General features: G+C 61.0%; 24 protein-coding genes, 6 tRNA genes and 1 pseudogene. 15 read left to right on the forward strand and 16 right to left on the reverse strand.

Annotated features, from left to right (window positions below):
* Positions 1-14: 14 nt before the first annotated feature.
* From FHX11_RS04650 to FHX11_RS04675, 6 genes are all read right to left on the reverse strand, one after another.
* Positions 15-515, reverse strand: a complete 501-nt coding sequence (locus FHX11_RS04650; protein ID WP_246780877.1) for a flagellar protein FlaR — start codon at positions 513-515, stop codon at positions 15-17.
* A 136-nt stretch (positions 516-651) separates the two neighbouring features.
* Positions 652-728 (reverse strand) — tRNA-Arg (locus tag FHX11_RS04655).
* A gap of 95 nt (positions 729-823) precedes the next feature.
* The gene (locus tag FHX11_RS04660) at positions 824-1,129 is read right to left on the reverse strand and encodes an ETC complex I subunit (protein ID WP_184355493.1); all 306 of its coding nucleotides are present in this window, start codon (positions 1,127-1,129) and stop codon (positions 824-826) included.
* 175 nt (positions 1,130-1,304) lie between these two features.
* Positions 1,305-1,381, reverse strand: a tRNA-Pro gene (locus FHX11_RS04665).
* A 166-nt stretch (positions 1,382-1,547) separates the two neighbouring features.
* A complete protein-coding gene (locus tag FHX11_RS04670) occupies positions 1,548-2,015 on the reverse strand; it encodes a DUF192 domain-containing protein (protein ID WP_246780878.1) in 468 nt (155 codons plus the stop codon).
* Between the two features lie 43 nt (positions 2,016-2,058).
* Complete coding sequence (locus FHX11_RS04675; RefSeq protein WP_184355495.1) at positions 2,059-2,637, reverse strand: cold-shock protein; 579 nt, start codon at positions 2,635-2,637, stop codon at positions 2,059-2,061.
* A gap of 197 nt (positions 2,638-2,834) precedes the next feature.
* On the opposite strand from FHX11_RS04675, the gene FHX11_RS04680 reads away from it, so the two are divergent.
* From FHX11_RS04680 to FHX11_RS04700, 5 genes are all read left to right on the forward strand, one after another.
* Positions 2,835-3,275, forward strand: coding sequence for a VOC family protein (locus FHX11_RS04680; protein WP_184355496.1), 441 nt, complete (start codon positions 2,835-2,837; stop codon positions 3,273-3,275).
* A 206-nt stretch (positions 3,276-3,481) separates the two neighbouring features.
* On the forward strand, positions 3,482-4,276 hold the full coding sequence (locus FHX11_RS04685) for a hypothetical protein (RefSeq protein ID WP_184355497.1): 795 nt from the start codon (positions 3,482-3,484) through the stop codon (positions 4,274-4,276).
* A 160-nt stretch (positions 4,277-4,436) separates the two neighbouring features.
* Positions 4,437-4,511: transfer RNA gene (locus tag FHX11_RS04690), tRNA-Glu, on the forward strand.
* Positions 4,512-4,593: 82 nt separating this feature from the next.
* Positions 4,594-4,668 (forward strand) — tRNA-Glu (locus FHX11_RS04695).
* 119 nt (positions 4,669-4,787) lie between these two features.
* Positions 4,788-4,862: transfer RNA gene (locus FHX11_RS04700), tRNA-Glu, on the forward strand.
* A 60-nt stretch (positions 4,863-4,922) separates the two neighbouring features.
* Here FHX11_RS04700 and recJ read toward each other — a convergent pair.
* The 4 genes from recJ to FHX11_RS04720 form a co-directional block, all read right to left on the reverse strand.
* Positions 4,923-6,728, reverse strand: coding sequence for a single-stranded-DNA-specific exonuclease RecJ (gene recJ / locus FHX11_RS04705; protein ID WP_184355499.1), 1,806 nt, complete (start codon positions 6,726-6,728; stop codon positions 4,923-4,925).
* Positions 6,729-6,779: 51 nt separating this feature from the next.
* A complete protein-coding gene (locus FHX11_RS04710; RefSeq protein WP_184355501.1) occupies positions 6,780-8,099 on the reverse strand; it encodes a homoserine dehydrogenase in 1,320 nt (439 codons plus the stop codon).
* Positions 8,100-8,159: 60 nt separating this feature from the next.
* Positions 8,160-9,380 carry an LL-diaminopimelate aminotransferase gene (locus FHX11_RS04715; protein ID WP_184355503.1) on the reverse strand — a complete coding sequence of 407 codons (1,221 nt, stop codon included), beginning with the start codon at positions 9,378-9,380 and terminating at the stop codon, positions 8,160-8,162.
* A 221-nt stretch (positions 9,381-9,601) separates the two neighbouring features.
* A complete protein-coding gene (locus FHX11_RS04720; RefSeq protein WP_246780879.1) occupies positions 9,602-10,039 on the reverse strand; it encodes a hypothetical protein in 438 nt (145 codons plus the stop codon).
* Positions 10,040-10,207: 168 nt separating this feature from the next.
* Between FHX11_RS04720 and phaC the strand changes: the two genes are divergently transcribed.
* The 7 genes and pseudogenes from phaC (at position 10,208) to FHX11_RS04755 (ending at position 17,375) form a co-directional block, all read left to right on the forward strand.
* Positions 10,208-12,055, forward strand: a complete 1,848-nt coding sequence (gene phaC, locus FHX11_RS04725) for a class I poly(R)-hydroxyalkanoic acid synthase (RefSeq protein WP_184355507.1) — start codon at positions 10,208-10,210, stop codon at positions 12,053-12,055.
* 10 nt (positions 12,056-12,065) lie between these two features.
* The gene (sfsA, locus tag FHX11_RS04730; RefSeq protein ID WP_184355509.1) at positions 12,066-12,809 is read left to right on the forward strand and encodes a DNA/RNA nuclease SfsA; all 744 of its coding nucleotides are present in this window, start codon (positions 12,066-12,068) and stop codon (positions 12,807-12,809) included.
* A 9-nt stretch (positions 12,810-12,818) separates the two neighbouring features.
* Positions 12,819-13,655 (forward strand): type I methionyl aminopeptidase, encoded by an 837-nt coding sequence (gene map / locus FHX11_RS04735; protein ID WP_184355511.1) that lies wholly within the window; start codon positions 12,819-12,821, stop codon positions 13,653-13,655.
* Between the two features lie 3 nt (positions 13,656-13,658).
* Positions 13,659-14,510 carry a DNA repair protein RadC gene (gene radC / locus FHX11_RS04740; protein ID WP_184355513.1) on the forward strand — a complete coding sequence of 284 codons (852 nt, stop codon included), beginning with the start codon at positions 13,659-13,661 and terminating at the stop codon, positions 14,508-14,510.
* A gap of 262 nt (positions 14,511-14,772) precedes the next feature.
* Positions 14,773-15,369, forward strand: a complete 597-nt coding sequence (locus FHX11_RS04745) for a dual specificity protein phosphatase family protein (RefSeq protein WP_184355515.1) — start codon at positions 14,773-14,775, stop codon at positions 15,367-15,369.
* A gap of 110 nt (positions 15,370-15,479) precedes the next feature.
* Positions 15,480-16,883, forward strand: a complete 1,404-nt coding sequence (sthA, locus tag FHX11_RS04750) for a Si-specific NAD(P)(+) transhydrogenase (protein ID WP_184355517.1) — start codon at positions 15,480-15,482, stop codon at positions 16,881-16,883.
* Between the two features lie 87 nt (positions 16,884-16,970).
* Positions 16,971-17,375: pseudogene (locus tag FHX11_RS04755) on the forward strand (endonuclease domain-containing protein).
* Between the two features lie 158 nt (positions 17,376-17,533).
* On the opposite strand, the gene tig reads toward FHX11_RS04755, so the two are convergent.
* From tig to FHX11_RS04775, 4 genes are all read right to left on the reverse strand, one after another.
* Entirely contained in the window at positions 17,534-19,015 is a 1,482-nt protein-coding gene (gene tig, locus FHX11_RS04760) for a trigger factor (protein ID WP_184355519.1), read from the reverse strand.
* Positions 19,016-19,282: 267 nt separating this feature from the next.
* Positions 19,283-19,367 (reverse strand) — tRNA-Leu (locus tag FHX11_RS04765).
* Positions 19,368-19,511: 144 nt separating this feature from the next.
* Positions 19,512-20,135: a GDYXXLXY domain-containing protein gene (locus tag FHX11_RS04770; RefSeq protein WP_184355521.1), complete on the reverse strand. Its 624-nt coding sequence runs from the start codon at positions 20,133-20,135 to the stop codon at positions 19,512-19,514.
* Positions 20,132-21,271 carry a DUF2157 domain-containing protein gene (locus FHX11_RS04775; RefSeq protein WP_184355523.1) on the reverse strand — a complete coding sequence of 380 codons (1,140 nt, stop codon included), beginning with the start codon at positions 21,269-21,271 and terminating at the stop codon, positions 20,132-20,134. The genes FHX11_RS04770 and FHX11_RS04775 overlap by 4 nt, the downstream gene beginning before the upstream one ends.
* A gap of 886 nt (positions 21,272-22,157) precedes the next feature.
* On the opposite strand from FHX11_RS04775, the gene FHX11_RS04780 reads away from it, so the two are divergent.
* The 3 genes from FHX11_RS04780 to trmFO all read left to right on the forward strand — a co-directional run bounded on the left by FHX11_RS04780 (position 22,158) and on the right by trmFO (position 24,299).
* Positions 22,158-22,304, forward strand: a complete 147-nt coding sequence (locus tag FHX11_RS04780; protein WP_184355525.1) for a DUF1127 domain-containing protein — start codon at positions 22,158-22,160, stop codon at positions 22,302-22,304.
* A 302-nt stretch (positions 22,305-22,606) separates the two neighbouring features.
* Positions 22,607-22,750 (forward strand): DUF1127 domain-containing protein, encoded by a 144-nt coding sequence (locus FHX11_RS04785; protein ID WP_007690982.1) that lies wholly within the window; start codon positions 22,607-22,609, stop codon positions 22,748-22,750.
* Between the two features lie 112 nt (positions 22,751-22,862).
* Positions 22,863-24,299, forward strand: coding sequence for a methylenetetrahydrofolate--tRNA-(uracil(54)-C(5))-methyltransferase (FADH(2)-oxidizing) TrmFO (trmFO, locus tag FHX11_RS04790; RefSeq protein WP_184355527.1), 1,437 nt, complete (start codon positions 22,863-22,865; stop codon positions 24,297-24,299).
* 10 nt (positions 24,300-24,309) lie between these two features.
* On the opposite strand, the gene FHX11_RS04795 is transcribed toward trmFO, so the two are convergent.
* Both FHX11_RS04795 and FHX11_RS04800 read right to left on the reverse strand, forming a co-directional pair.
* Positions 24,310-24,771 (reverse strand): hypothetical protein, encoded by a 462-nt coding sequence (locus tag FHX11_RS04795; RefSeq protein ID WP_184355529.1) that lies wholly within the window; start codon positions 24,769-24,771, stop codon positions 24,310-24,312.
* A 176-nt stretch (positions 24,772-24,947) separates the two neighbouring features.
* Entirely contained in the window at positions 24,948-25,808 is an 861-nt protein-coding gene (locus FHX11_RS04800; RefSeq protein WP_184355531.1) for a phytoene/squalene synthase family protein, read from the reverse strand.
* Positions 25,809-25,823 lie beyond the last annotated feature (15 nt).

The following is a 25,823-nucleotide window of genomic DNA, read 5'->3' on the forward strand; positions in this document are numbered from 1 at the left end:
AATACACCTGTCTGTCATTTTGGATTGGCGGCAAACGCGGCAAGCTCTTGCGGAGAACGAATATGGATGATCCGAGCCCGTTCCCGATGCGCTTCAATGGCGACAAGCAGCTTTGGGCGCATGTCCCGATGCAGTTGCCACATCATTTTGAAAAGGCGAATGGTAACCGGAAACATGGGGCATCCATCGGGTCCATCCGGACGACCGTGGAATAGGGATTTTATCTGGCGTTTACTGGCCCACCAATAATGAACCCATATCGGGTGATCCACGAAGATGATCGTATCGGCCATCTCCATTCGACGCAGAATAGATGCCCATGAGCCATAACCATCGATCAGCCACCGCGCTTGCGAGAGCCAGGTCTCATGGGCAGCCGTGAATTCCGCCTCGGATATCTGAACCCAGTTCGGTTTCCACTGAAGCTTGTCGATAGCATGATAGGGCAAGGCGTGTGCAATGCTCAGCGCCCTGCACATCGTCGACTTTCCGCCGCCTGCGTTTCCAATCACCATTACGCGCGTCATAAATGAAGAATAATGCATCGCCCCAGCAACGCAAAGGCTGCCGTAATCGCTTTGGACCCGGCACCCATCACGGCAAACGAGTACATCCCAAAAATTCACTAAATCATTGTAATTGAATAAATTTTGGCGACCCCTGCAGGATTCGAACCTGCGACCACATGCTTAGAAGGCAAGTGCTCTATCCAGCTGAGCTAAGGGGCCTTGAGGCCAAATCACCGCGTGTTGCTCGCGGCGGGCAACACATGCCTGAAAGTGCCGCCAAACTCAATGGGCGGCACTGCAATGAATGCTCGGGTTCAATGCGTCCAGGGCTGGATGCGGTTGAAGCGGAAGTTATCGGTATAGGAAACCACCTGGCGATTGGCATCCTTGGGCGCGATGACGCGATATTCGATGCCTTCGCGCTGGGCATAGGCTTCGGCCTGTTCCTGCGTCTCGAAGGTCAGCTTCAGCTGCTGGCGGGTGTCGCCCGAGGAGGTATAGCCCATGATCGGATCGATCTTGCGGGGGCTCTCCTGGTCGAACTCCAGAACCCAGAGATGGGTCTTGGCCTTGCCGGACTGCATGGCGGTCTTCGCGGGACGATAAATCTTGGCAGGCATCGCTGCAGCGCCTCCGAATAAGCGGGAAAGCCCGCTTTCTTGCTTCTCTTGTCTTAGCGCCACGCTTTCGAGCAGCGCCCATATGGGATTTTGCTTAGCTGCGAATCCCTTTGTTTTCAAGCCCAAAAGGCGGACAGGCCCGATCTCGATCCAACGATATCATGGGAGATAAAAATGGTCGGAGTGGAGAGATTCGAACTCCCGACCCTCTGGTCCCAAACCAGATGCGCTACCAGACTGCGCTACACTCCGTACCCTTCCGCATACCCCTTCTGAGCATGAAGTCGCTCGGCCAAAGGATCTGCGTCGAATTCAAACACCGTGCATATTGCCCGGCGGAACGAGTGGGGAGATACACGGTTCATCCCCGCGCTGCAACAGCTAAAATTGCGCCGGCACCACCTTCCCCGGCAAATATCTATTTGCCGGGCTTGGCGGAAATGGTGGCGCTCGTTGCCTTGTCGCCGACAGCGAGACCGAGCTTCCGGACGATGCCGGCGTTCAGCTCGATGACGTAAGCAACCGGGCCGCCAGAGCTGATGATCGCTTCCGAATAGGGAACGGCATTTTCCTGGATATGGGTGACGACGCCATTGCGGTCCAGAAACAGCATGTCCAGCGCCAGCTTGGTATTCTTCATCCACATCATGACGGGACGCGGCGCGCCGAAATCGAAGAGCATGCCATGATCGGCCGGCATGCTGTCGCGATACATCAGGCCGTATTCCAGCTGCGGTTCCGTCAGCGCCAGTTCCACGGTGAACTTATGGGTCTCGCCTTTGGGGCTGGCAATCGACAGCGGCTCGGATGAGAACTTGACCGCTTGCTGGCTCATCGCCGGCGCGACAAAGACCGGAACGGGGGCGCCAACAAGAAAAAGCGCCATGGCGGCGCTCTTCAAGATGGTGGAAATCACATTTTTGGCCATATCAATGCGGCCGCGTGGCCGGGCTCGGCGCGTCAGGATGGATTTCCGCCGCCATCAGCCCCTTTTCGCCCGGTCCGAAGCGGACGAGCACCACCTGCCCCGGCCGCAGCTCGGCGAGACCGAAGCGGCGCAGCGTTTCCATATGCACGAAGATATCTTCCGTGCCCTCGCCGCGCGTCAGGAAGCCGAACCCCTTGGTGCGGTTGAACCACTTGACCAGAGCCCGCTCCAGTCCGCTTGTGGCGGTCACCTGGACATGCGTGCGCACCGGCGGCATCTGCGAGGGATGCACGGCGGTCGATTGATCCATGGAGAGGATCTTGAATGCCTGATAGCCGCGCTCGCGGCGCTGAATCAGCGCGACGATGCGCGTTCCCTCGAGAATCGTCTGGTAACCGTCACGACGAAGGCAGGTCACATGCAACAAAACGTCCTGCATGCCGTTATCCGGAACAATGAAGCCAAAGCCCTTCGCGACGTCGAACCATTTGACGACACCGGAGATTTCGATGAGCTCGACGGCTTCGCCCGACATCTCTTCGAAGTCAACGATTCCCTTCGATGAAATTCTGTCACTCATCCTAGCCAGCCCTCGATTACGCGTCACACTGTTACGGTTAACTGATTCCTTGAAATCAAGATTAACATCTTGGTAACGGAAAAGCGCAAGTCCTAGTTTTCGTTTATTCCCACCCTTAGATTATCACGCGCAAGTCTTGCCTGAAGCTGGAGCCACGCCCCATGATCGGCCCGGCGCAACATTAGAGAGGAAATAGAATGCGTTATCTCCACACCATGGTCCGTGTTACGGATCTCGACGCATCACTGCATTTTTACAGCACCCTGTTCGGCCTTACCGAAACGCGCCGTCACGAAAACGAGAAGGGACGCTTCACGCTGGTCTTCCTAGCCGCCAGCGCCGACGTCGAGGCGACGCGCGCCAATGGAGCCCCGTGCCTGGAACTGACCTACAACTGGGATCCGGAAGACTATACCGGAGGACGCAACTTCGGTCACCTCGCCTATGAAGTCGACGATATCTATGCCATCTGCCAAAAGCTCATGGACAATGGCATCACCATCAACCGGCCGCCCCGCGACGGTCATATGGCCTTCGTGCGCTCCCCGGACGGCATTTCCATCGAAATCCTGCAGAAAGGCGCAAACCTTCCGCCGGCCGAGCCCTGGTCCTCGATGCAGAATACCGGCGCCTGGTAAGCCCAGGCTTTCGCGAGGCTTACGGCACGCGCGCAGCCATCGGTTTCGCGCTTGCCGGCCATACCCGCTCTCCGGCATGCTTGGACGACTCGAAGCATCATGCATCGGATTTCGCGGGGTCTTCCGTTCCCAGTCAGCACCGCGCGATATCATCGTCCCTCGCAGGAGGCCGTTCCGATGCAACCTTTTCAAGCGGGGAACGTCCTTTGTGCCACAGGCAGATTTTATCCGGCAACGAGAAGCGTGCAAGCGCTATCGCCATCGCTCTTTCGTTCATGATGCTCGCCGGTTGCGCGACGACGGGCGACAAGCCGAAGCAGACGGCGGAGGCCACGCCGCCACCCAGCGCCGACGAACAGCTTGCCGATGCCCTCAACAGCAGGGCCGAGGCGAAGCGGCTGAGGGGCGATGTCGCCTATCGCGATCCGCTGGTGCGCAGCGTGCATGGGGTACGCTCGCAAATGATCGTGGGACAGGCAACGGATCAATCCGCCCTCGTGTCGGGACAAGGTCAATCCGCCGACACTCCGACCGGCATTGCCGGCCTGGTGACGCAGCCGACCGGGGTCAATGCCAGCAGGAGCAGCATCTATTCAGCCCCGCCGCCGATCGCCGTCAATCCCGATGGCACCCTGGCCAAGACGCAGCCCGGCGCGGAACCGCAGGGAATCGTTCCGATCACGCGCAGCGTCTACAGCATGCCGCCCAACGCCATGCAAAACATTGCGCCGCAGCAGGACAATGGCGGCATGGCATCCGGCCGGACCTCCGAATCGGTACTGCCGCCACCCGTCATCCGCAATGCCGCTCCCACGTCGGCAAGTCCGATGAAGCCGACAGCGGACGCAACGCCCTCGAAAATCATGCCGGCGCCCGGCTCCAACGCCCACAGGATCGATAGCAAGGAAGCGTTGATGCTGGCGCATATTGCCGCGTCGAAGGGCCAGGGCCAGAGCGGCAAGCCACTGATCGGGCAAACCGTCAGCACGCCGGGCCTTTGAACCGTCCCTGTCGGCAGACGTCCACAACATCCTGTTTAGGCAGGCTTATTCAAATTTCGCTGTAGCTTCATGCACCTGTCATTTTTTCGAAGAAAAAGCGAAATAGGCGCTTGCGGGAATGAAATCACCCCGCTATAAGCGCGCCACACAACAGCAGCACGCGCCCTTCGTCTATCGGTTAGGACGACAGATTTTCATTCTGTAAAGAGGGGTTCGACTCCCCTAGGGCGTGCCACTGCTGTGTGTAGTTCCCAAACAATCTTGTTTCTTCCCGTTGTGGCGCCTTTGCGGTATTCCTATATGCTCGCAGATGGTATGCGCCCTTCGTCTATCGGTTAGGACGACAGATTCTCATTCTGTAAAGAGGGGTTCGACTCCCCTAGGGCGTACCAATCGCGTGCGGCTCCGGCTTTTCCACAATCGCCTCGAAAAATCTTCTCCTGGCTGTGGATTTTTCTCGATTTTCCGCTTGCGGGAACGGAAGGTGCTGACTATAAGGGCGCCACAGCACGCGCCCTTCGTCTATCGGTTAGGACGACAGATTTTCATTCTGTAAAGAGGGGTTCGACTCCCCTAGGGCGTGCCACTGTTTCCTCCCGCAAAGCACTGATTTTTCATTGAAAAGACCGCGAATTTCCGTCGCCGGTCAGACTGCCTTGGCGGCGTCCGTGACGCGGAGCTGAACGCGCCTGCTCCCCTGCCAGTGATCGGCGCCGAGCGTGCCGGCGACATGGAGCTGAGCCCCTCTGGACGACAGCAGCAATTCGCCGAGCGGTGTCTCCGCGGCACGGAAAGCGATGCCGTCGAGACGGCCGCCATCCTGCGATTCCAGCGTGACCTTGATGTGCGACTGGCCGACCAGACGCGAGTCGCGCAGGCGGTGGCTCGGCAGGGCGAAGACCGGCTGCGGATGACCGGAGCCATAGGGGCCGGCTGTTTCGAGCTGGTCGATCAGCTCCACGGTCGCGCCGCTGGCGCCAAGCGCGCCGTCGATCTTCAGCGTTTCGTTGGCGACCAGCCCCGCCACCTGCTTTTCCGCCTTCTCGGTGAAGAAGGCGCGCAATTTGCCGAGATTGCCGCGCTCCACGGTGAGCCCTGCCGCCATGGCATGACCGCCGCCCTTGACCAGGAGGCCGGCATCGACGGCGGCGCGCACCATGCGGCCCATGTCGAAGCCATTGATCGAACGGCCGGAGCCCGTGCCCTTGCCGGTGGGATCGAAGGCGATCGCGAAGGCCGGGCGACGGAACTTGTCCTTCAGCCGCGATGCGATCAGGCCGACGATGCCGGGGTGCCAATTCTCGCGCGCCGTGATGATGACGGAAGCGCCGTCGCCGTTGCCATATTCCGCCAGCGCCTCGGCCTCGGCCTCCTGCAGCATGGCCGCTTCCATGGCCTGACGCTCGCGGTTCAGTTCGTCCAGCTTCTCGGCAATGGTCTCGGCCTCCCCGGCATCGTCGAGCGTCAACAGGCGTGCGCCAAGCGCCGCATCACCGATTCGGCCGCCGGCATTGATGCGCGGACCGATGAGGAAGCCGAAATGATAGGGCGTGACCGGCCCTCCTAGGCCTGCCTTGCGGAAGAGCGCCGCGAGGCCGGGATTGCCCTGGTGCCGGGCGGCGATCAGGCCCTTGACGACATAGGCGCGGTTCAGTCCCTTGAGCGGCACGACATCGCAAACGGTGGCCAGCGCGACGATGTCGAGCAAAGCGAGCAGATCGATAGAGCGGACGCGGGCATCGCCCGCCTCGCGCAGCTGCCGCAAGGCGGCGACAAGCACGAGGAAGACGACGCCGGCAGCGCAGAGATGCCCCTGCCCCGACAGATCGTCCTCGCGATTGGGATTGACCAGCGCATGGCAATGCGGCAGCTCGTGGCCGACCTGATGGTGATCGATGACGACGACGTCGATATTGCGAGCCCTTGCCGCATCCAGCGATTCGAAGCTGGTGGAACCGCAATCGACGGTGACGATGAGCTTCGCGCCATTGTCGATGAGCTGGTTGATGGCGGCCGGATTCGGGCCATAGCCTTCAAAGATGCGATCGGGAATATAGATGCTGGCGGGCACGCCGAAATGGGTTAGGAAACGATAGAGCAGCGCCGAAGACGCGGCGCCATCGACATCGTAATCGCCGAAGATCGCAACCGTCTCGCCCGTCCTGACGGCGCGCAGCAGACGGGCGGCCGCCTTTTCGCAATCGGTCAGCAGATAGGGGTCCGGCATCAGGCCGCGAATCGTCGGATCGAGGAAGGCCATGGCCTCGTCGAGGCCGACACCGCGCCCCGCGAGCACGCGAGCAATCAGATCCGGCAGACCGTGGACCTGGGCGATGGCAAGCGCCCTGTTCTGGCCGGCCTGGTCGAGCCGGGAGATCCAGCGATTGCCGGAAACGGAGCGTTCGACGCCCAGAAATGCCCGCTGCACTGGATCTGCCGGTTGTTCCACCATGTCTCCCAGAATTGAACGGCCCGCTTCGTTTTCGCGCGGGCCGACGCCGGATTATTCCTTCGGCCGCTCGATACGGATAACCTGCGGCTCGCCGACGAGATAGCCTTCCGTCTTGATCGAGGCTACCGCCTTGCGCACCGAATCTTCCATCGTCGCATGGGTGACGAGGATGATGGTCTGGTGATCGGAGGGCGACAGATGCTGGGTCGAGCGCTGCACGATCGATTCCAGCGAGATGTGATTTTCCGCCATGCGGGTCGCGACGCTGGCGAAGACGCCGGTGCGGTCGAGCACGGTCAAGCGAATGAAATAGCCGCCCTCGTGGCTCTGCATCTGCGCCTTGCGGTAAGGCTCGAGCGCCTTGGCGGGATGGCCGAGAACCGGTACGCGCTGGGCGCCCGGCCGGCTCTTGGCGATATCGGCGATATCACCAAGCACGGAGGATGCCGTCGCATTGCCGCCGGCGCCCGGGCCGACCATCAGCAGCTCGCCGAGAATGTCGGATTCGATCGCCACGGCATTGGTGACGCCATCGACCTGGGCGATGACCGATTCGAGCGGCACCATCGTCGGATGGACGCGCTGTTCGATGCCGCTTTCCGTGCGCTGGGCGACGCCGAGCAGCTTGATGCGGTAGCCGAGTTCGGCGGCGGCGCGGATATCCTCGATCGAGATATTGGTGATGCCTTCGAGATAGATGTCGTCGGCCGCGATGCGGTTGCCGAAGGCGAGCGTCGTCAGGATGGCGAGCTTATGCGCGGTGTCGTTGCCCTCGATGTCGAAGGCCGGATCGGCCTCGGCATAACCGAGACGCTGGGCTTCCTTCAGACAATCGGCAAAGGACAGGCCCTCCTTCTCCATCCGGGTCAGGATGTAGTTGCAGGTGCCGTTCATGATGCCGTAAACGCGCGAAATCGTGTTGCCGGTCAGGGATTCGCGCAGCGCCTTGATGACGGGGATGCCGCCGGCGACCGCCGCTTCGAAATTGAGCAGCGCGCCCTTCTCCTCGGCAATCTCCGCCAGCTCGACGCCGTGATAGGCCAGCAGCGCCTTGTTGGCCGTGACTACATGCAGACCGCGGGCAAGCGCGGCGCGCACCGCGGCATTGGCCGCGCCTTCGGAACCGCCGATCAGCTCGACGAAGACATCGATATCGGCCTTCTGCGCCAGATCGACCGGGCCGCCGAACCATTCGATGCCGTCGAGATCGAGACCGCGATCCTTGGTGCGGTCGCGCGCCGAGACGGCGACGATCTTGACCGGGCGACCGCAGGTGACCGCGAGCTCGTTGGCGCGACTTTGGATGATGCGGACCAACGAGGCACCAACGGTGCCCAAGCCCGCAATGCCGATTTTGAGGGCATCTGCCATGAGGAATTCCTGATCAATGTCTTGGGACACGGCAGCCGGGGAAACGGCTGCCGTGAAAAATTAGGACCGATGAGCGTTCAGCGAAATCACATTATGCATGGTTTCATCCGCGGTCGAGAGGAAACGCTTCAGGTTGCGCGCCGCCTGGCGGATGCGATGCTCGTTCTCGACCAGCGCGATACGCACATAATCATCGCCCTGCTCGCCGAAGCCGATACCCGGCGCCACGGCGATGTCGGCCTTTTCGACCAGCAGCTTGGAGAATTCCAGCGAGCCGAGATGACGGAACTTTTCCGGGATCTTCGCCCAGGCGAACATCGTCGCTGCCGGCGGCGGCACGTCGAAGCCGGCCTTGCCGAAGCTGTCGACCAGCACGTCGCGGCGGCGCTTGTAGATGTTGCGGACTTCGGCGATGTCGGAACCGTCGCCGTTCAGCGCATGGGTCGCCGCCACCTGGATCGGCGTGAAGGCGCCGTAGTCCAGATAGGACTTCACGCGCGTCAGGGCCGCGATCAGGCGCTCATTGCCGACGGCGAAGCCCATGCGCCAGCCGGGCATGGAGAAGGTCTTCGACATCGAGGTGAACTCGACGGTGACATCCATGGCGCCCGGAACCTCCAGCACCGACGGTGGCGGGACGTCGTCGAAATAGATTTCCGAATAGGCCAGATCCGACAGCACGATGATGTCGTGCTTCTTGGCGAAGGCAACGACTTCCTTGTAGAAATCGAGCGTCGCCACATAGGCTGTCGGGTTGGACGGGTAGTTGAGAATCAGAGCCAGCGGCTTCGGGATCGAGTGGCGCACGGCCCGCTCGAGCGGCGGGAAGAAGCTGTCGTCCGGTTCGACCTGCATGGAACGGATAACGCCGCCGGCCATCAGGAAGCCGAAGGCATGGATCGGATAGGTCGGATTCGGGCAAAGAATGACGTCACCGGGCGCGGTGATCGCCTGCGCCATGTTGGCGAAGCCTTCCTTCGAGCCGAGGGTGGCGACAACCTGCGTATCCGGGTTGAGCTTCACGCCGAAGCGGCGGGCATAGTAAGCGGCCTGTGCGCGGCGCAGACCGGGAATGCCCTTGGAGGAGGAATAACGATGCGTGCGCGGGTCCTGGACGACTTCGCACAGCTTGTCGACGATCGCCTTGGGGGTCGGAAGGTCCGGATTGCCCATGCCGAGGTCGATGATGTCGGCCCCGCCCGCTCGCGCGCTGGCCTTCAAACGGTTGACCTGTTCGAAGACGTAGGGCGGCAAACGCCGGACTTTATGAAACTCTTCCATTTCTTTCCCCATGGGACAGCGGCCCTTGCAACCGCAGTGAAGTTCGTCGATCTCCCGGTCAGCCACGATACGAACTTGGGAATCGCGGCGCCGTATTATGCAGACGCGAAAGATACGGTGAATCTTGGGCGGCTATGAGCGCGAAACACTCTCAACCAGGAAGAAACATCGAAATTCGGCCTATCGGAACGCTTTGCGTCCAAATCGCCTGAAACGCAAGGCTAATTCTGCGTCTGGCCGGGCTGTCCGCTCTGCTGCTGTATTTCGGACAGCGTATCCTGGCCGTGTTCGGCGGCGAGCTTGCGCATGTCGGCGACGCGCTTCTGGTATTCGGCCTCGGAAATCGAACCGGCCTTGCGCGCCGCGCCGAGCGCCGTCATCTGCTTGACCATGTCGGCGGCCTGCTGATCGTTGATCTGGACGTTGGCGGCCGTCGGCGGAGCGTTGAAGGAAGGATAACCGTCCTTGTAATGCTGCTGGGTGCTGCCTTCGTCGACAGGGCTGCCATTGGCGGACTTGACGACTACGGCCTGCGGCGCCTGCTTGCGCTTGGCGAAGGCGGCCTTTTCCTCAGGGGTGGAGCAGCCGGCGAGTGCCAATGCGAGGATGCCGAACAAAGCACCGCAGAATACGGAATTCCGGTTAAGTCTTGCCACCATGCCGCCCATATCGTCGTCCTGCCCTATTGCCTTGCTGTGGGATGCGACTGTTAAATTTGTCGCAGCGGCAAAGCAAGAGCAGGGTTGCGTTTCATTCGACTTGTATTCCTTTTCCCGCAAGATGTACAAATGGAAAACAAAAGAGATTTGCCGCCGGGAGGATGATGCGTGACCGACAGCAAGCGGGACAAAAGTGAAGGCAACGGCGCCTTTCCCGGCTTCGATCCGAAATCGGTCGAGCCCTATATCGTCAGGGATCCCGAGGCGATGGCCGTCAACTTTGCCCGCGCGCTGGAAAACCTCGGCAAGGCCGCCTCCGCCTGGCTTGCGCCGCGCGAAAGCGGCGAGAAGGTCGATACCGTCGCCGATCCGATCACCGACATGGTCAAGACGCTTTCCAAGGTCGGCGAATATTGGCTTTCCGATCCACGCAGGACGCTCGAAGCGCAAACCCATCTCCTGTCCGGCTATTTCGGCCTGTGGACGAAGACCATGCAGCGCCTCAGCGGCGATTCGTCGACGGAGGCCGCGCCCGAACCCGTCAAGGACAAGCGCTTTGCCGACGAGGATTGGCAGAAGAACCCCTTCTTCGACTTCCTCCGCCAGACCTATCTCCTGACCTCGGGATGGGTGGAGAAGCTGGTCAGCGACGCCGAGGGGCTGGACGAGCATACGCGACACAAGGCCACCTTCTATACCAGGCAGATCACGGCGGCGCTGTCGCCGACCAATTTCGTCGCGACCAATCCGCAGCTCTATCGCGAAACGGTCGCCTCCAACGCGGAAAACCTGGTGCGCGGCATGAAGATGTTTGCCGAGGACATCAGCGCCGGGCGCGGCGAACTGCATCTGCGCCAGACCGACATGAGCAAATTCGCCGTCGGAAAGAACATGGCGCTGACGCCCGGCAAGGTGATCGCCCAAAGCGATGTCTGCCAGATCATCCAATATGAGGCGACCACCGAGAAGGTGCTGAAGCGGCCCTTGCTGATCTGCCCGCCATGGATCAACAAATTCTACATTCTCGACCTCAACCCGCAGAAATCCTTCATCAAATGGTGCGTGGAACAGGGGCACACGGTCTTCGTCATCTCCTGGGTCAATCCGGATAATCGGCATGCCGCCAAGGACTGGACCGCTTACGCTCGCGAAGGCATCGATTTCGCGCTGGCAACCGTCGAGAAGGCGACCGGCGAGAGAGAGGTCAACGCCGTCGGCTACTGCGTCGGCGGCACGCTGCTGGCGGCCACGCTTGCCCTGCATGCCAAGGAAAAGAACAAGCGTATCCGCACGGTGACCTTCCTGACGACGCAGGTCGACTTCACCTTCGCCGGCGATCTCAAGGTTTTCGTCGATGAGGAACAGATCGCCGCACTCGAACAGCAGATGAACGCCCTCGGCTATCTCGAAGGTTCGAAGATGGCCACCGCCTTCAACATGCTGCGCGCCTCCGAGCTGATCTGGCCCTATTTCGTCAACAGCTACCTGAAGGGCCAGGACCCGCTACCCTTCGATCTTCTGTTCTGGAACGCCGATTCCACTCGAATGGCAGCGGCCAACCATTCGTTTTATCTGCGCAATTGCTATCTCAACAACGCGCTGAGCCAGGGCAAGATGGTGCTCGACGGCAAGACCCTGTCGCTGAAGGACGTCAAGATCCCCGTCTATAATCTCGCCACGCGCGAGGACCATATCGCGCCGGCCAAGTCCGTCTTCGTCGGCAGCCAGTTCTTCGGCGGGCCGGTGGAATTCGTGGTCACCGGCTCCGGCCATATCGCCGGCGTCGTCAATCCGCCGGACAAGCATAAGTACCAGTTCTGGACCGGCGGGGCGATCAAGGGCGAATACGACCAATGGCTGGCGCAGGCCACGGAAACGCCGGGCTCCTGGTGGCCGCATTGGCATGGCTGGATACTTGCTCAGGACAAGCGCATGACCGATGCGCGCAAGCCTGGCGGCGCGGCCCTCAACGCCATCGAGGAAGCGCCGGGCAGCTATGTCATGGAGCGCGCCTGAGCGGCAATCCATGCTCTTCCATCCGCCTCTCGTTCCCGCGCGGCTGATCGCCCGCTACAAGCGCTTCCTGTTCGACGCCGAGCTGGAGAATGGTGAGATCATCACCGGCTCCTGCCCGAATACCGGTTCGATGCAAGGCCTGACGACGCCCGGATCGCGCATCTGGCTCTCCGAGCATGACAGTCCCAAGCGGAAATATCGCCATGTCTTCGAGCTGATCGAGGCCGACGGCACCACGGTCGGTGTCAATACGGCCATGCCGAACCGGCTGGCGGCGGAAGCCATCGCTCTTGGCCAGGTCGCCGATCTTGGCGACTACACGACCGTGCGGCGCGAGCAGAATTACGGCCGCAACTCCCGCATCGACCTGCTCTTGACCGACCCGCTGCGGACGACCACCTATGTGGAGGTCAAGAACGTCCATTTCATGCGCCGGCCCGGCCTCGCCGAATTTCCCGATACGGCCACGGCCCGGGGGGCCAAACATCTCGAAGAGCTGGGCGACATGGCGGAGGCGGGATACCGCGCCGTCATGCTGTTCGTGATCCAGCGGCACGATTGCCATCGCTTTCGCGTATGCGGCGATCTCGACCCCATCTATGCCGCGGCCTTCGAACGGGCCTTGAAGCGCGGCGTCGAAGTCTATGCTCTGAAATGCAGGGTTTCGCCCACGGAAATAGCGCCGGCAGGGTTGATCCCGATAGACGAACCCGGCATAGCTGCATTAGATACCAAGTATAAAGATTTCCACTGAAGGCTGACCATGGTGAATTACATCGAAGCGGCAACGGCGCCGGCGAAAAATACGGGGGCGATCCGCCTCTACGGGCCGGATGCCTTTGCGGGAATGCGCAAGGCGTGCCAGCTCACCGCCCGCTGCCTCGATGAACTGGCCGCCATCGTCGCACCTGGCGTGCCGACCGACACCATCGATCGCTTCGTCTTCGAATTCGGCATGGATCACGGCGCCTATCCGGCGACCCTGAACTATCGCGGCTATACGAAATCCTCCTGCACCTCGATCAACCATGTGGTCTGCCATGGCATTCCCAACGACAAGCCGCTGCGCGAAGGCGATATCGTCAATATCGATGTGACCTATGTGCTCGACGGATGGCATGGCGATTCCAGCCGCATGTATCCGGTCGGCGAGATCAAGCGCTCGGCCGAACGGCTGCTGGAAGTGACCTACGAATCCCTTGTGCGCGGCATCGCCGCCGTTCGCCCAGGCGCGCGCACCGGCGCCATCGGCGAAGCTATCCAGACCTATGCCGAAGGGGAACGCTGCTCGGTCGTTCGCGACTTCTGCGGCCATGGAGTCGGCAGCCTGTTCCACGATTCGCCCAACATCCTGCATTATGGCCGCGCCAGCGAAGGTCCGGAACTGCGTGAGGGCATGATCTTCACCATCGAGCCGATGATCAATCTCGGCCGTCCGCATGTGAAGGTACTCGGCGACGGCTGGACGGCCGTCACCCGCGACCGCTCGCTGTCGGCCCAATACGAACACACGGTCGGCGTCACCGCGACCGGCTGCGAGATCTTCACCCTGTCGCCCGGCGGCCTCGACCGCCCCGGCCTGCCGCCGCTGCAGGCATAATTCATGGCGAAACGCCCCGCTTCTTCCTCCGGTCATGGCGACATGCCCATCGATGGCGGCGGGGCGACGGATGGGCTTGAAGACGCATCGCTTTTCGACGAGCGGCTGTTTTTCGCGCCTCAAGCCGCCAAAACCGGCCGGCTCAACAAGGCAGCGAAGCCACAGAATACACCCGCCCCTGCCGAAGCGCATTATCACGGCCATCGCGAGCGGCTGCGCAACCGCTATCGCGACAGCGGCGATGCAGCGCTTGCCGATTACGAAATCCTTGAATTGCTGCTGTTCCGGCTGATCCCGCGCCGTGACACCAAGCCGATCGCCAAGGCGCTGCTTGCACGCTTCGGCACGCTCGGCGGCGTTTTCGGCGCGCCCGCGCATCTGTTGCAGGAAGTCAGCGGCGTCGGCGAGGCCGTGGCACTGGATCTGAAGCTGGTGGCGAGCGTTGCCCAGCGCATGCTGAAGAGCGAGATCGCCGGTAAGCCGGTACTATCCTCCTGGAAAGCCCTGATCGACTATTGTCACACGGCGATGGCGCATGAGACACGCGAACAATTCCGCATCCTGTTTCTCGACAAGCGCAACGCGCTGATCGCCGACGAGGTGCAGGGCCATGGGACGATCGACCACACGCCGGTCTATCCGCGCGAGGTGGTGCGGCGGGCGCTGGAGCTCTCAGCCACCGCCGTGATTCTCGTGCACAACCATCCCTCGGGCGACCCGACGCCCTCACGCGCCGATATCGACATGACCAAGACGATCGTCGACACGGCCAAGCCCCTCGGTATCACCGTTCACGATCATGTTATCATCGGCAAGAACGGTCATGTCAGTTTCAGGGCGCTGCGATTGTTCTAATTCGGGCGCACATCACGCAATGTAAGACATTAGAAAAAGATAATATCTTTTTTATTTTCAAATTACTTTCTGCGGCCGGCGCACCTTGCTCGTCCGCAGTCTGGCCTGTCCTCGACATCGCGCGCCGCCGGCTATCGCTTTTCAGGTAGGCGTCAGGATGATCTGGCAAAAGGGCGATGCTACCGTATCGGCCCGTTCGCCTCCGGAAGCTGTTGTTTTGATTGCGCCCGCCCGTTCGAGGTTCGGCGTGCCCGGAGACCACATGCTGAAGCCCTCGTCGCCGCTCTCCCGCCGTTTACGCCGTATCGGCCGTGCCGCGTTCCTTGCCATCTCGCCATTCGCATTGGTCGCCGGCGGCTTCTATGCCCATATGCTGTGGACGACGAATTTCCATCCGGTCATCGCCGGCGAGGTCTACCGCTCCTCGCAGCCCTCGGCCGCCACGATCGCGGAACTGCAGAAGCAATACGGCATCAAGACGATCATCAATCTGCGCGGCAACAATACCGGCCACGCCTGGTACGACAATGAGGTCGCCCAGGCGAAAGAGCTGAACATCACCCACATCGATTTCGGCATGTCGTCCAGCCATGAGCTTACCCAGGAACAGGCTTCACGGCTGGTCGAGATCATGCGCGATGCGCCGAAACCACTCCTGATCCATTGCCAGGCGGGCGCCGACCGCACGGGACTGGCCTCGGCCCTTTATCTCGCTGCAATCGCCAAGACCGGCGAGGCCACCGCGGAAGGCCAGATGTCGATCATCTATGGCCACCTGCCCCTCTCCTTCACCCATGCCTATGCGATGGACCGGACATTCGAGAAGCTGGAGCCCTGGCTCGGCCTCCCGAACTCCTGAATATCGCGCCTTCCCTGTTAGATAATCTGTAACATTGAGCCGCTACCGGTTGACGGACTGCATGTTGCATTGCGACATTGATTCCGTATTCAAACATCCGAGGCTTTCCCATGGACCAATTCGATCTCCTCGTCGTGGGCAGCGGCCCTGCCGGCCGCAGAGGCGCCATTCAGGCTGCCAAGCTCGGCAAGAAGGTGCTCGTGATCGAACAGGGCAAGCGTGTCGGCGGCGTGTCCGTCCATACCGGCACCATTCCCTCAAAGACGCTGCGCGAGACGGCGCTCAATCTCTCCGGCTGGCGCGAACGCGGCTTCTATGGCCGCGCCTACAGGGTCAAGCAGGAGATCAGCGCCGAGGATCTGCGCCGCCGTCTGCTGATCACCCTCGATCACGAGGTCGAAGTGCTGGAGCATCAGTTTGCCCGCAATCGCGTGCAGCACATTCGCGGCCGCGCGAGCTTCATCGATCCCCGGACCATGCAGGTCGTGAAGGATGACGGCGAAATCGTCAACGTCAGCGCCGCGAGCATTCTGCTTGCCGTCGGCACGAAGCCCTTCCGCCCGGACTACATGCCCTTCGACGGCAAGACCGTTCTCGACAGCGACGAGCTGCTGGAGATCGAGCAGCTGCCACGCTCCATGGTCGTTATCGGCGCCGGCGTCATCGGCATCGAATATGCGACGATTTTCAGCGCGCTCGATACGCAAGTGACGCTGATCGATCCGAAATCGACCATGCTCGATTTCATCGACAAGGAGATCGTCGAGGATTTCATCTATCAGCTCCGCGACCGCAACATGAAGCTGCTGCTTGGCCAGAAGGCCGATAAGGTTGTCCGCCAGGATGGCAAGGTCGAGCTGACGCTCGATAACGGCCGCCGCATCGTCACCGACATGGTTCTGTTCGCCGCCGGCCGCATGGGAGCGACCGATACGCTCAATCTCCCCGCTGCCGGCCTGGAGGCCGACGGCCGTGGCCGGCTCAGCGTCAATCCGGAAACCTTCGCCACCAGCGTGCCGCATATTTTCGCGGCCGGCGACGTCGTCGGTTTTCCGAGCCTGGCCTCGACCTCGATGGAACAAGGCCGCATCGCCGCCCGCGTCGCTGTCGGCGCCATCGCCAAGGAGCCGCCGAAATACTTCCCCTACGGCATCTATGCCGTGCCGGAAATCTCTACCTGCGGCCTTTCCGAGGAAGAGGTCAAGGAACGGCACATCCCCTATGAATGCGGCATCGCCCGCTTCCGCGAGACCTCTCGCGGCCATATCATGGGCCTCGATACCGGCCTCCTGAAGCTGATCTTCTCGCTGAAGACCCGCCGCCTGCTCGGCGTCCATATCGTCGGCGAAGGCGCAACCGAACTCGTGCACATCGGCCAGGCCGTGCTGAATCTCAAGGGCACGGTGGAATATTTCGTCGAGAACACCTTCAACTACCCGACACTCGCCGAAGCCTACAAGATCGCTGGCCTCGATGCCTGGAACCGCATGGGCGATATCAAGTCGGAGCTTTGAAGGAGCGACGAACCTCACAATTGTGGAATAGTCCCCTCTCCCCGTAAAACGGGGAGAGGGTGAGGGGCCATTCACGAGGACAGTCAATTGCGTGGTCCTAAACCAGAAACAACACAACGAGCCCGTACTCTGCGCCAATCAGATAATGACGCGGAAGCAAAATTATGGTCGGAGCTGCGTGACCGGCGCCTGAATGGCTTTAAGTTCGTCCGGCAGCATCCCGTAGGACCCTACTTTGCCGATTTTGCCTGCCGTGAAAAGTATCTCATTGTAGAACTCGATGGCAGCCAGCACCTCAATAATGCTCATGATCTTCAACGTGATGCTTTTATGAATGGCCAGGGTTGATCCGTCGTCCGTTTCTGGAATGTTGATGCGCTGACAGCAATGTCGTCAGTTCTTGAAACCATCGTTGCCATTTGTGATGACCGGCTCACAGACACGGTGGACGCGCCTGATCTGCGGTTCTTTCCCGCGCAAAACAAACGATAACTCTCTGTCCAGCCGATAGCTGGCGGCCCCTCACCCCAGCCCTCTCCCCGCATGCGGGGAGAGGGAGTCTATGCCATGCTCACCCACCCAACCCCACTAACGAAAAAAAGCCCCGCCGCGAACGGCAGGGCCTGATTTCAGTCCGGAAGAAAAACCGATTATTCGGCGCTGTCTTCAGCAGCCTTCTTCTTCGGGGCGGCCTTCTTCTTCGGCGCAGCAGCAGCTTCTTCGCCTTCGGCAGCTTCAGCCTTGGCGGCAGCCTTCTTCTTCGGAGCGGCCTTCTTGGCGGCCGGCTTGTCTTCGGCTTCGTCGTCCGCCAGCAGCGCTTCCTTGGAAACGGTCTTGTCGGTGACGTCGACTTCGGTCAGCAGGTGATCGATGACCTTTTCTTCGAAGATCGGGGCGCGCAGGTTGGCGGAAGCGCCGGGCGTGTTGCGGAAGAAGTCCAGGATTTCCTTTTCCTGGCCCGGGAACTGCTGGAGCTGGGCGTAAAGCGCGCGCTGCAGTTCGTCTTCGCTCACTTCGACGCCGGCCTTTTCGCCGATTTCGGAGAGAACGAGGCCGAGGCGGACGCGGCGTTCGGCCAGCTTGCGGTAGTCTTCGCGAGCCTTTTCTTCCGTCGTGTCTTCGTCTTCGAAGGTCTTGCCGGATTCGCTGAGATCAGCCTGGATCTGGCGCCAGATGCTGGCGAATTCGGCTTCGACCAGCTTCTGCGGCGTGTCGAACTGGTACATTTCGTCGAGCTGGTCGAGGATCTGGCGCTTGACCTTCTGGCGGGTGACCGAACCGTACTGGCTTTCGATCTGGCCGCGGACGATTTCCTTCAGGCGGTCGGCCGATTCCAGGCCGAGCTTGGAGGCGAGTTCGTCGTTGATCTCGACGTCGCCGGGAGCGGCAACTTCCTTGACGGTGATGTCGAAGGTGGCTTCCTTGCCGGCGAGGTTCTTGGCCGGATATTCAGCCGGGAAGGTCACGGTGATGACCTTCTCGTCGCCAGCCTTGACGCCGACGAGCTGCTCTTCGAAGCCCGGGATGAAGCGGTTGGAGCCGAGAACCAGCTGGGAATCTTCGTCCTTGCCGCCGTCGAAGGCAACGCCATCGACCTTGCCGAGGTAATCGATGGTGACGCGGTCGCCATTGGCGGCCTTGCCCTTCTTGGTTTCGTAGCTGCGAGCGCTTTCAGCGATCTTCAGGATCTGCTCGGTGACTTCGTCTTCGGCGATCTCCGCGACTTCGCGGGTGACCTTGATGCCCTTGACGGACTTCAGTTCGATCGCCGGAATGACTTCGTAGGAGAGCGTGAATTCGAAATCGGCCTCGGCGGCGAGGATCTTCTCAGCCTCGTCCTTGTCCTCGGTCATGGCGATTTCCGGCTGGGTTGCCGACTTTTCGCCGCGCTCGGTCAGGATCGCCGGCGGCTGGTCGCGAACGATCTCGTTGACCAGGTCGGCCATGATCGACTTGCCGTAGACCTTCTTCAGATGCGCAACCGGCACCTTGCCCGGACGGAAGCCGTTGATACGGACCTTGTCCTTGACCTCGGCCAGGCGTTCGTTCATGCGAACTTCCATGTCCTTGGCGGGGATGACCACCTTGATTTCGCGCTTCAGCCCTTCAGCGAGCGTTTCGATAACCTGCATTGTCCTACCTTCATTCATGCCGGCCGTGCTCGGACAGCCGTTCGTTTCGATGAGCACGACGCCGGAAAATCCGAGCGTGGCTTGGATGCAATTCCTTGTCATTCTGCCAGAGCGCCGCGCGTTCCAATCGAACGCGCTAAAGGCAGCCCTGTCTCCGAACATCTTGTCCGCCTTCGACTTGAAAGCGGGATGCTCAAGGCAAAATGGCGCTTCCAACAGCGGGTCGGGAGGCAGGCCGTTAAGCCTCTCCCGTCCACAAGGCAGCCTTGGTGCGGGTAGAGAGACTTGAACTCCCACGCCTTGCGGCACCAGAACCTAAATCTGGCGTGTCTACCAATTTCACCATACCCGCGTTCCCAAAACCGCATGGCGATGCCTGCCCATGGGGCCTTCCGGAGCGCGGCGTCTCTATATCACCCGTTTCAAACCACGCAAAGGAAAAATGACGGTTCCGCGACCATGCGCAAGCTTATCCGGTTTCCATGGACAAACATCGTCAATAAAGCGGCTCCTCGTACACAGGTTTGCCGTCGAGAAGCAGGCTTCTGATATGGGCAACGCCATCGGGCGAGATACGGGCCGCGATGGCGACGCGACCGTCATTGCGGGCATGCTCTAGCTCGCGCCCCTGGCCTTCCGGCACGTAGTAGCGCTCAATACCGTAGGTGACCCCGATTATCGCCTGCGATGCGTCGGTCGGATCGCCATCGAAAGCATAAGCGACAAAAGGCAAGCTTTTGAGCACGACCGTGTCAGGCTTCGGATCGAGCGCGCCGAATGATGATTCGACAATGCCCCAGTAACCGTCGTCCTGCCTCTTCAGGCGAACGGACAGGATCACGGCATTCAGGCTCATCTTCGGCGGGCCGACGATCAGTGTCGAGATCGGAACCCGTGAAATGTCATAGTTCAGCGTCACGTAGTCGCCGCGCAGCAGATCGCGCGGATCAACCGGCGCGGTTTTCAGCAGGATCTCGACGCCGCTCCGCAGGCCCCAGGCCCGCTCGCCGACCATATAGGCAAGGACGGCTGTCTGCAGGGCTGCGACGATCATGGCCGCAAGCCACAGGCGGCGGGAGAGATTGCGCCCAGGCGCATTCGTATCAACGATCGGCGTCATGCCTTTTCTCCCTGCCCGTTACCATGCGAAAAACGGCGCTCCAGCCGGATGACCAGCCAGGCGGCGGCCGCGACCAGCACGCCGCAGATCAGGAAAAAGCCCGAGGTGCCGATGATCGAGCCGACCGTCTCGCCGGCCAGATAGAGAATCTCGCCGGCGAACACGACATAGGCGAGATAGCGCACGGCTCCATTGTCCCGCCCGACAAGAGCGATCGCGACGACAGCGCTTGCCAGCGTCGCGAAGGCGAGCAGGATAAGGGCCAGCTTGCCGTGACCCCAGATAGTCTCGTCCAGGATGCCGCCGTCGATCTCGCCATGGATCGCCAGCAACCCGATGGCGGCAACAAGAAAGCTATAGAATGCCGGTGCCGCACCGGCAGTCAGCGTCATCCGCCGCAAGGGCGAAGCCGGCAGGCTGACAGCCAGAAAGGCGGCCATGCCGGCGGCGGCGAGCAGGATCGCCGCCCGCAGGCTCTCATGCCGGGCGAAAATCCATGTCAGCCAGCCGACGATGACGAGATAGGCCAGGTGCCGCGCGCGCGGCGCATCAGCATAGCGCACAAGCACAATCACGACCGCCGCCATGACCGGAGGCACCCAGGGCATGGGGCCGTACCAGTCATCCGCATGCTCCCAGAGATAGAAGCCACAGAACCCCCAGGCCAGGAACCCGGCAAGCGCGACCTGCGCCGACGAGCGAAACAGCGCAGCCGCGACAGCAGCGGCGGCGAACCACACGACCATCATCGTCAGGCTATCGCCGGATATATTGTACATCTGGCCAACCAGCGACATGGCGCCGCCGAAACTGATCGTTCCGAGAATGAGAAGCGCCGAGGCGAGGACCGAACGTCCCTGCGCGGCGACATAGGCGCCGCCGAGATAAAAAGCCCAGATGATCCCGACGATACCGAAAAGGCGGACGATCCGTGGGATCTCCTGCCAATTCGAAGCCACGAAGAGCAGGATGGCGGCCCCGACCAGCAGCGCCGCCATGGCGGCCAGCACGCGGCCGAGGCTGAAGCTCGCCGGACGGCTGTCATATTCGCCGAGAATAGCCGCGGCCGCCGGCGCACCGATCAGCCCCTTGTCAACCCAGATCTTCAGATCACGCTCAAGCCTGCCTCGATACATGGTGCCCCGCCCGCGATTCCTCACCCCACATATGTCTTAGCACATCTCGATACGTGAACGAGATCGACACCTTGCGATCATATCGGCCAAAGAAATCCGCCCCACATTCATCCAACATTAAGACTTTATTCGGCATACAGAAGGCTTGCCTTGAGAAGCCGGAATGAGTCATGCGCGACAGACATATCTCCCATGATATTATTGCGCTGCACAAAATCCAAAAGTCATACTATTGATAGGTTATTGAAGGACGGCGGTGGCGCGCCGCTTCGGCGAAAGCCGGAAAGAGCCCGGGAAGATTTTCCTGACATGGAATTCGGAGCCGCACTCTCCTCCTCCCAGTGCGCTTCGATGGATTGACGACACTCCTCCTCCCAGTCGTCAATCACCACAAATGACGCCCACCGCATCCTCCTCCCGCGGTGGGCGTTATTTTTTCCACCATCTAAATCGTTTAAAGCACTCAAAACCACAAACATCGCGTTCGCTTGCTCCGATGTCGATCAAGACAAGGAAAGCAAGTCAGGCGTCGGAACCTTCGATTCCGCCGCGCCCATCGCGACAGCACCCGACAACACCATGGAGGACGTCGCGCATCGCCGCCGAATATTGGCGGAATTCGGGCATTTGCCCGACACCTGAGCGTAAGTGCTTATTTTTGGCGAACTATGCGCCTCTCGGAAGCAGGACCACATAGACACCCTGTTGCACACAAAGCAGCCACCATCTTGGGCAAAAGGTCCATGAGGATTGCAAATGATGCATAGGTGACATGAGGCTTTCGCTCTTTTAGTTTTCGCGGCGCAGCATATATTTAAATCCATTAGATCGACGACGGAACCAATCGCGGAACCGCTCGATACCAGATCCTCGAAAGGGACTTACAATGAACCTGACCCGCTCTTTCAACAACTGGCGCAAGTATCGTCAGACCGTTTCCGAACTCGGCCGCATGAGCACCCGCGAACTGCACGACCTCGGCATCGACCGTTCCGACATTCATCGCGTCGCTCGCGAAGCCACCGGCCGCTAATCGCCGGACAGGCTTCGCCGATAGCGAAAGCCTCACAACGCCCGTTGCGGACAACCGCGGCGGGCGTTCTTTTTTGTGCGTTTGTTAGCAATCGCAGCAGCGGACTGCCGCCTCCGAGCCATTCCTCCCATGCATGGCACATAAAAATTGGGCATTGGCGGGTTTTTAGGCGTCATATTGCACAAATGCATAGCAGATGCCTTTTATTCGCACTGCAAAATCAACGTCCTTATGTCTATATGTATCTCAAGCGCTGAGACGGCAATCACGCCGCTCGCAACCAAATGACTGAGGACACGATCATGAACCCGATTCGCATTGCTAAGAACTGGATCAGCTACCGCCGCACCCTGAACGAACTCGGCAACCTTTCCAGCCAGACCCTGTCGGATATCGGCGTAAGCCGTTACGAAATCCGCAACATCGCTTCCCGCTCCTTCCGTTAATACGACGGACCAAGTGGACTGCCTCAAGACGGCGCCCTTCGGCGCCGTTTTTGATTCCGGGGTCTGCGTAAAGCAATTGGATCGCCGGCCTGCCCGTGGTAATGACGCGCGCATGACAAAGACCAGCTCCTTTTCCCCCATCCATGTGATCGGTGGCGGCCTTGCCGGCTCCGAGGCCGCCTTGCAGATCGCCAGCGCCGGCGTACCCGTCATCCTGCATGAAATGCGCGGCGTGCGCGGCACCGAGGCACACAAGACCGACGATCTTGCCGAACTCGTCTGCTCCAACTCCTTCCGCTCCGACGATGCGACCAGCAATGCGGTTGGCGTCATCCATGCGGAAATGCGCATGGCCGGCTCCCTGATCATGGCCTGCGCCGACAAGCATCAGGTTCCGGCCGGCGGTGCATTGGCGGTGGACCGCGACGGCTTCTCGGCGGCGGTGACGCAGGCGATCAACGAGCATCCGCTGATCACCGTGCAGCGCGAGGAGATCCAGGGACTGCCGCCGCGGGAATGGGACCAGGCGATCATCGCCACCGGCCCGTTGACGGCGCCCGGCCTTGCCGGTGCCATCCAGGCCGAGACCGGCGCGGATGCCCTTGCCTTTTTCGATGCCATCGCGCCGATCGTCTATCGCGACAGCATCAACATGGACATTTGCTGGTATCAGTCCCGCTACGACAAGGTCGGGCCGGGCGGCACCGGCAAAGACTATATCAACTGCCCGATGGACGAAGCCCAGTACAACGCCTTCCTCGACGCGCTGATCGCCGGCGATGCCGTCGGTTTCAAGGAATGGGAGGGCACGCCCTATTTCGATGGCTGCCTGCCGATCGAGGTCATGGCCGAGCGCGGCCGCGAGACATTGCGCCACGGGCCGATGAAGCCGATGGGCTTGACCAATGCGCACAACCCGACCGTCAAGGCCTATGCGGTGGTGCAGCTGCGTCAGGACAATGCACTTGGCACGCTCTACAACATGGTCGGTTTCCAGACGAAGCTGAAATATGGGGCACAGGCCGAGATCTTCCGGCTGATTCCTGGTCTGGAGAATGCCGAATTCGCCCGGCTCGGCGGCCTGCACCGCAATACCTACATCAACTCGCCGACCCTGCTCGACCGCTCGCTCGTGCTGAAGTCGCGGCCGGGCCTGCGTTTCGCCGGCCAGATCACCGGCTGCGAAGGCTATGTCGAAAGCGCCAGCATCGGTCTGCTCGCCGGCCGCTTCGCCGCAGCCGAACGCAAGGGCGAAAGCCCGTCACTGCCGCCGGACACGACGGCGCTCGGTTCGCTGCTCAACCACATCACCGGCGGCCATATCGTTTCCGACGAGGAGCCGGGAAAGCGGTCTTTCCAGCCGATGAACATCAATTTCGGACTGTTTCCGGAGCTGGAGCCGGGCTCGATCGTCAAGCCGGAAGGCGTCAAGCGCTTCCGTGGCAAGGACAAGACAATCATGAAGCGGCAATTGATCGCCAAGCGAGCGCTTGCGGATTGCGCGCAATGGCTCGGCGTGGAGACGCCCGCCGTCGCCGAAAGCGCCTGATGTCTCTTGATTACGCCTTCGCCGCCGGCAAGGCGGCGGAGGGCTTGCCTTCATCGCCCGCAACATAATTGCCCAGCAGCCAGAGCGAGACCTCGGCGGCTTCCTGCGCCGTTGCGAATTCGAATGTGCCGTTGTGATGGGGCGCGTCGAGGAAATCGATGGTGAGGCCGCGGCCGGTTCCCGAAGCCTTGGCTCGCGCCCGCCCCGGCTCGATCAGGTGAACGCTGAAATGATTGCGCAGGCTGCGCATGAAACCGGCCTTGCCGTCATGCAGCCGCACGAAAACGGCCTGCCCGTTCGTGGTCGCCTGCAGTTGCCGGATCGCTTCGGTCGGAAAAGCCCGTCCGAACTCGAGGATGGCAAGCCCCGTATCATGCAGGCCGTCTTCCTTGTTCTGCGACGCCATGCGCGTCGCGAAGAAGGCGAAGAAAACGACGATCGCGAAGAGTGTGCACCAGACGACGATGCCCATGGCGGCTCCTCCATGAATGCGGGCGACCAGAGCGGCTCAACGTTTCTCAGAATCGCAGAAGCGCTCTATCTTTGTTTTGACGCAATTCCGGACGGAAAACCGCTGCGCACTTTTCCTGGAATTGCTCTCATCGGCAATCTCCTTAAACCACGAGACTTGCGCGAGCGTGGTCGGATTCAGATTTTCTTTGTTATCGAAGCCAGAGCCATGCGCAATTGTCTGCGCCATTGCGGCTCTTGAAGCGACCGATCGAACAGACCCGCGCCCAAGGTCTGCGCGCGCTTCAGCACAGGTTCGGCCAGCACCGCCGGCAGGAATGCCGGGAATACGGCCGGCGCGATAGGGCCGGCGGCCCTCGCCTTCGCCAGATGTTCGCGGCCGAGCCCCGCAAAGGCTTCGATGGCGGCGGAAATGCGCGCCTTGTCCTCCCCGGCGAGGAAGGTATCGCGATCGAGGCCGGTTGCCGTCAGGATTTCCAGCGGCAGGTAAAGCTGGCCACGCCGGCGATGCAGCGGCATCAGCAGCAGCAGCCCGGCAATGGCCTGCGCCACGCCGGCATGACCGGCGGCGTCCGCGGAGCGCGGTGCATCGTCGGGCGACAATATCAGGCTCGCGAGCTGGATCAGTGCCGAGGCCGTCTCGCCGGCATAGCCTTCCAGCGTGCCGCGGGTCTCCATCGGATCGTCATAGAGGTCGAAGATCCTTGCGTCGACCATGTCGATCAACGTCTGGCGCGGCAGACGGTACTGCTCGATCGTGGCCAGCAGCTCGGCCGCAACGGGATTGGCCGCGCTCGATCCATGCGCCTGCCCTTCCAGCAGGTCGCGCCAATATTGCATGCGCACCTCACCCGGCAGGGGCTCATGAACGAGGTCGCGGACACGCGCCAGTTCGGCACTGAAGGCATAGAGCGCGGCAAGCGCGGCACGCTTGTCCTGCGGCGACAGCAGGCATGCGAGATAGCGGTCTCGATCGGTGTCGCGGAGCGTCGCCAGGCAAATCTCCTGGTTGCTGCGAGGAACGGCATTCGTCGTCATGCGTGATCCGATCCC

The sequence above is a fragment of the Rhizobium sp. BK602 genome (assembly GCF_014195095.1).
Taxonomy (GTDB): domain Bacteria; phylum Pseudomonadota; class Alphaproteobacteria; order Rhizobiales; family Rhizobiaceae; genus Rhizobium.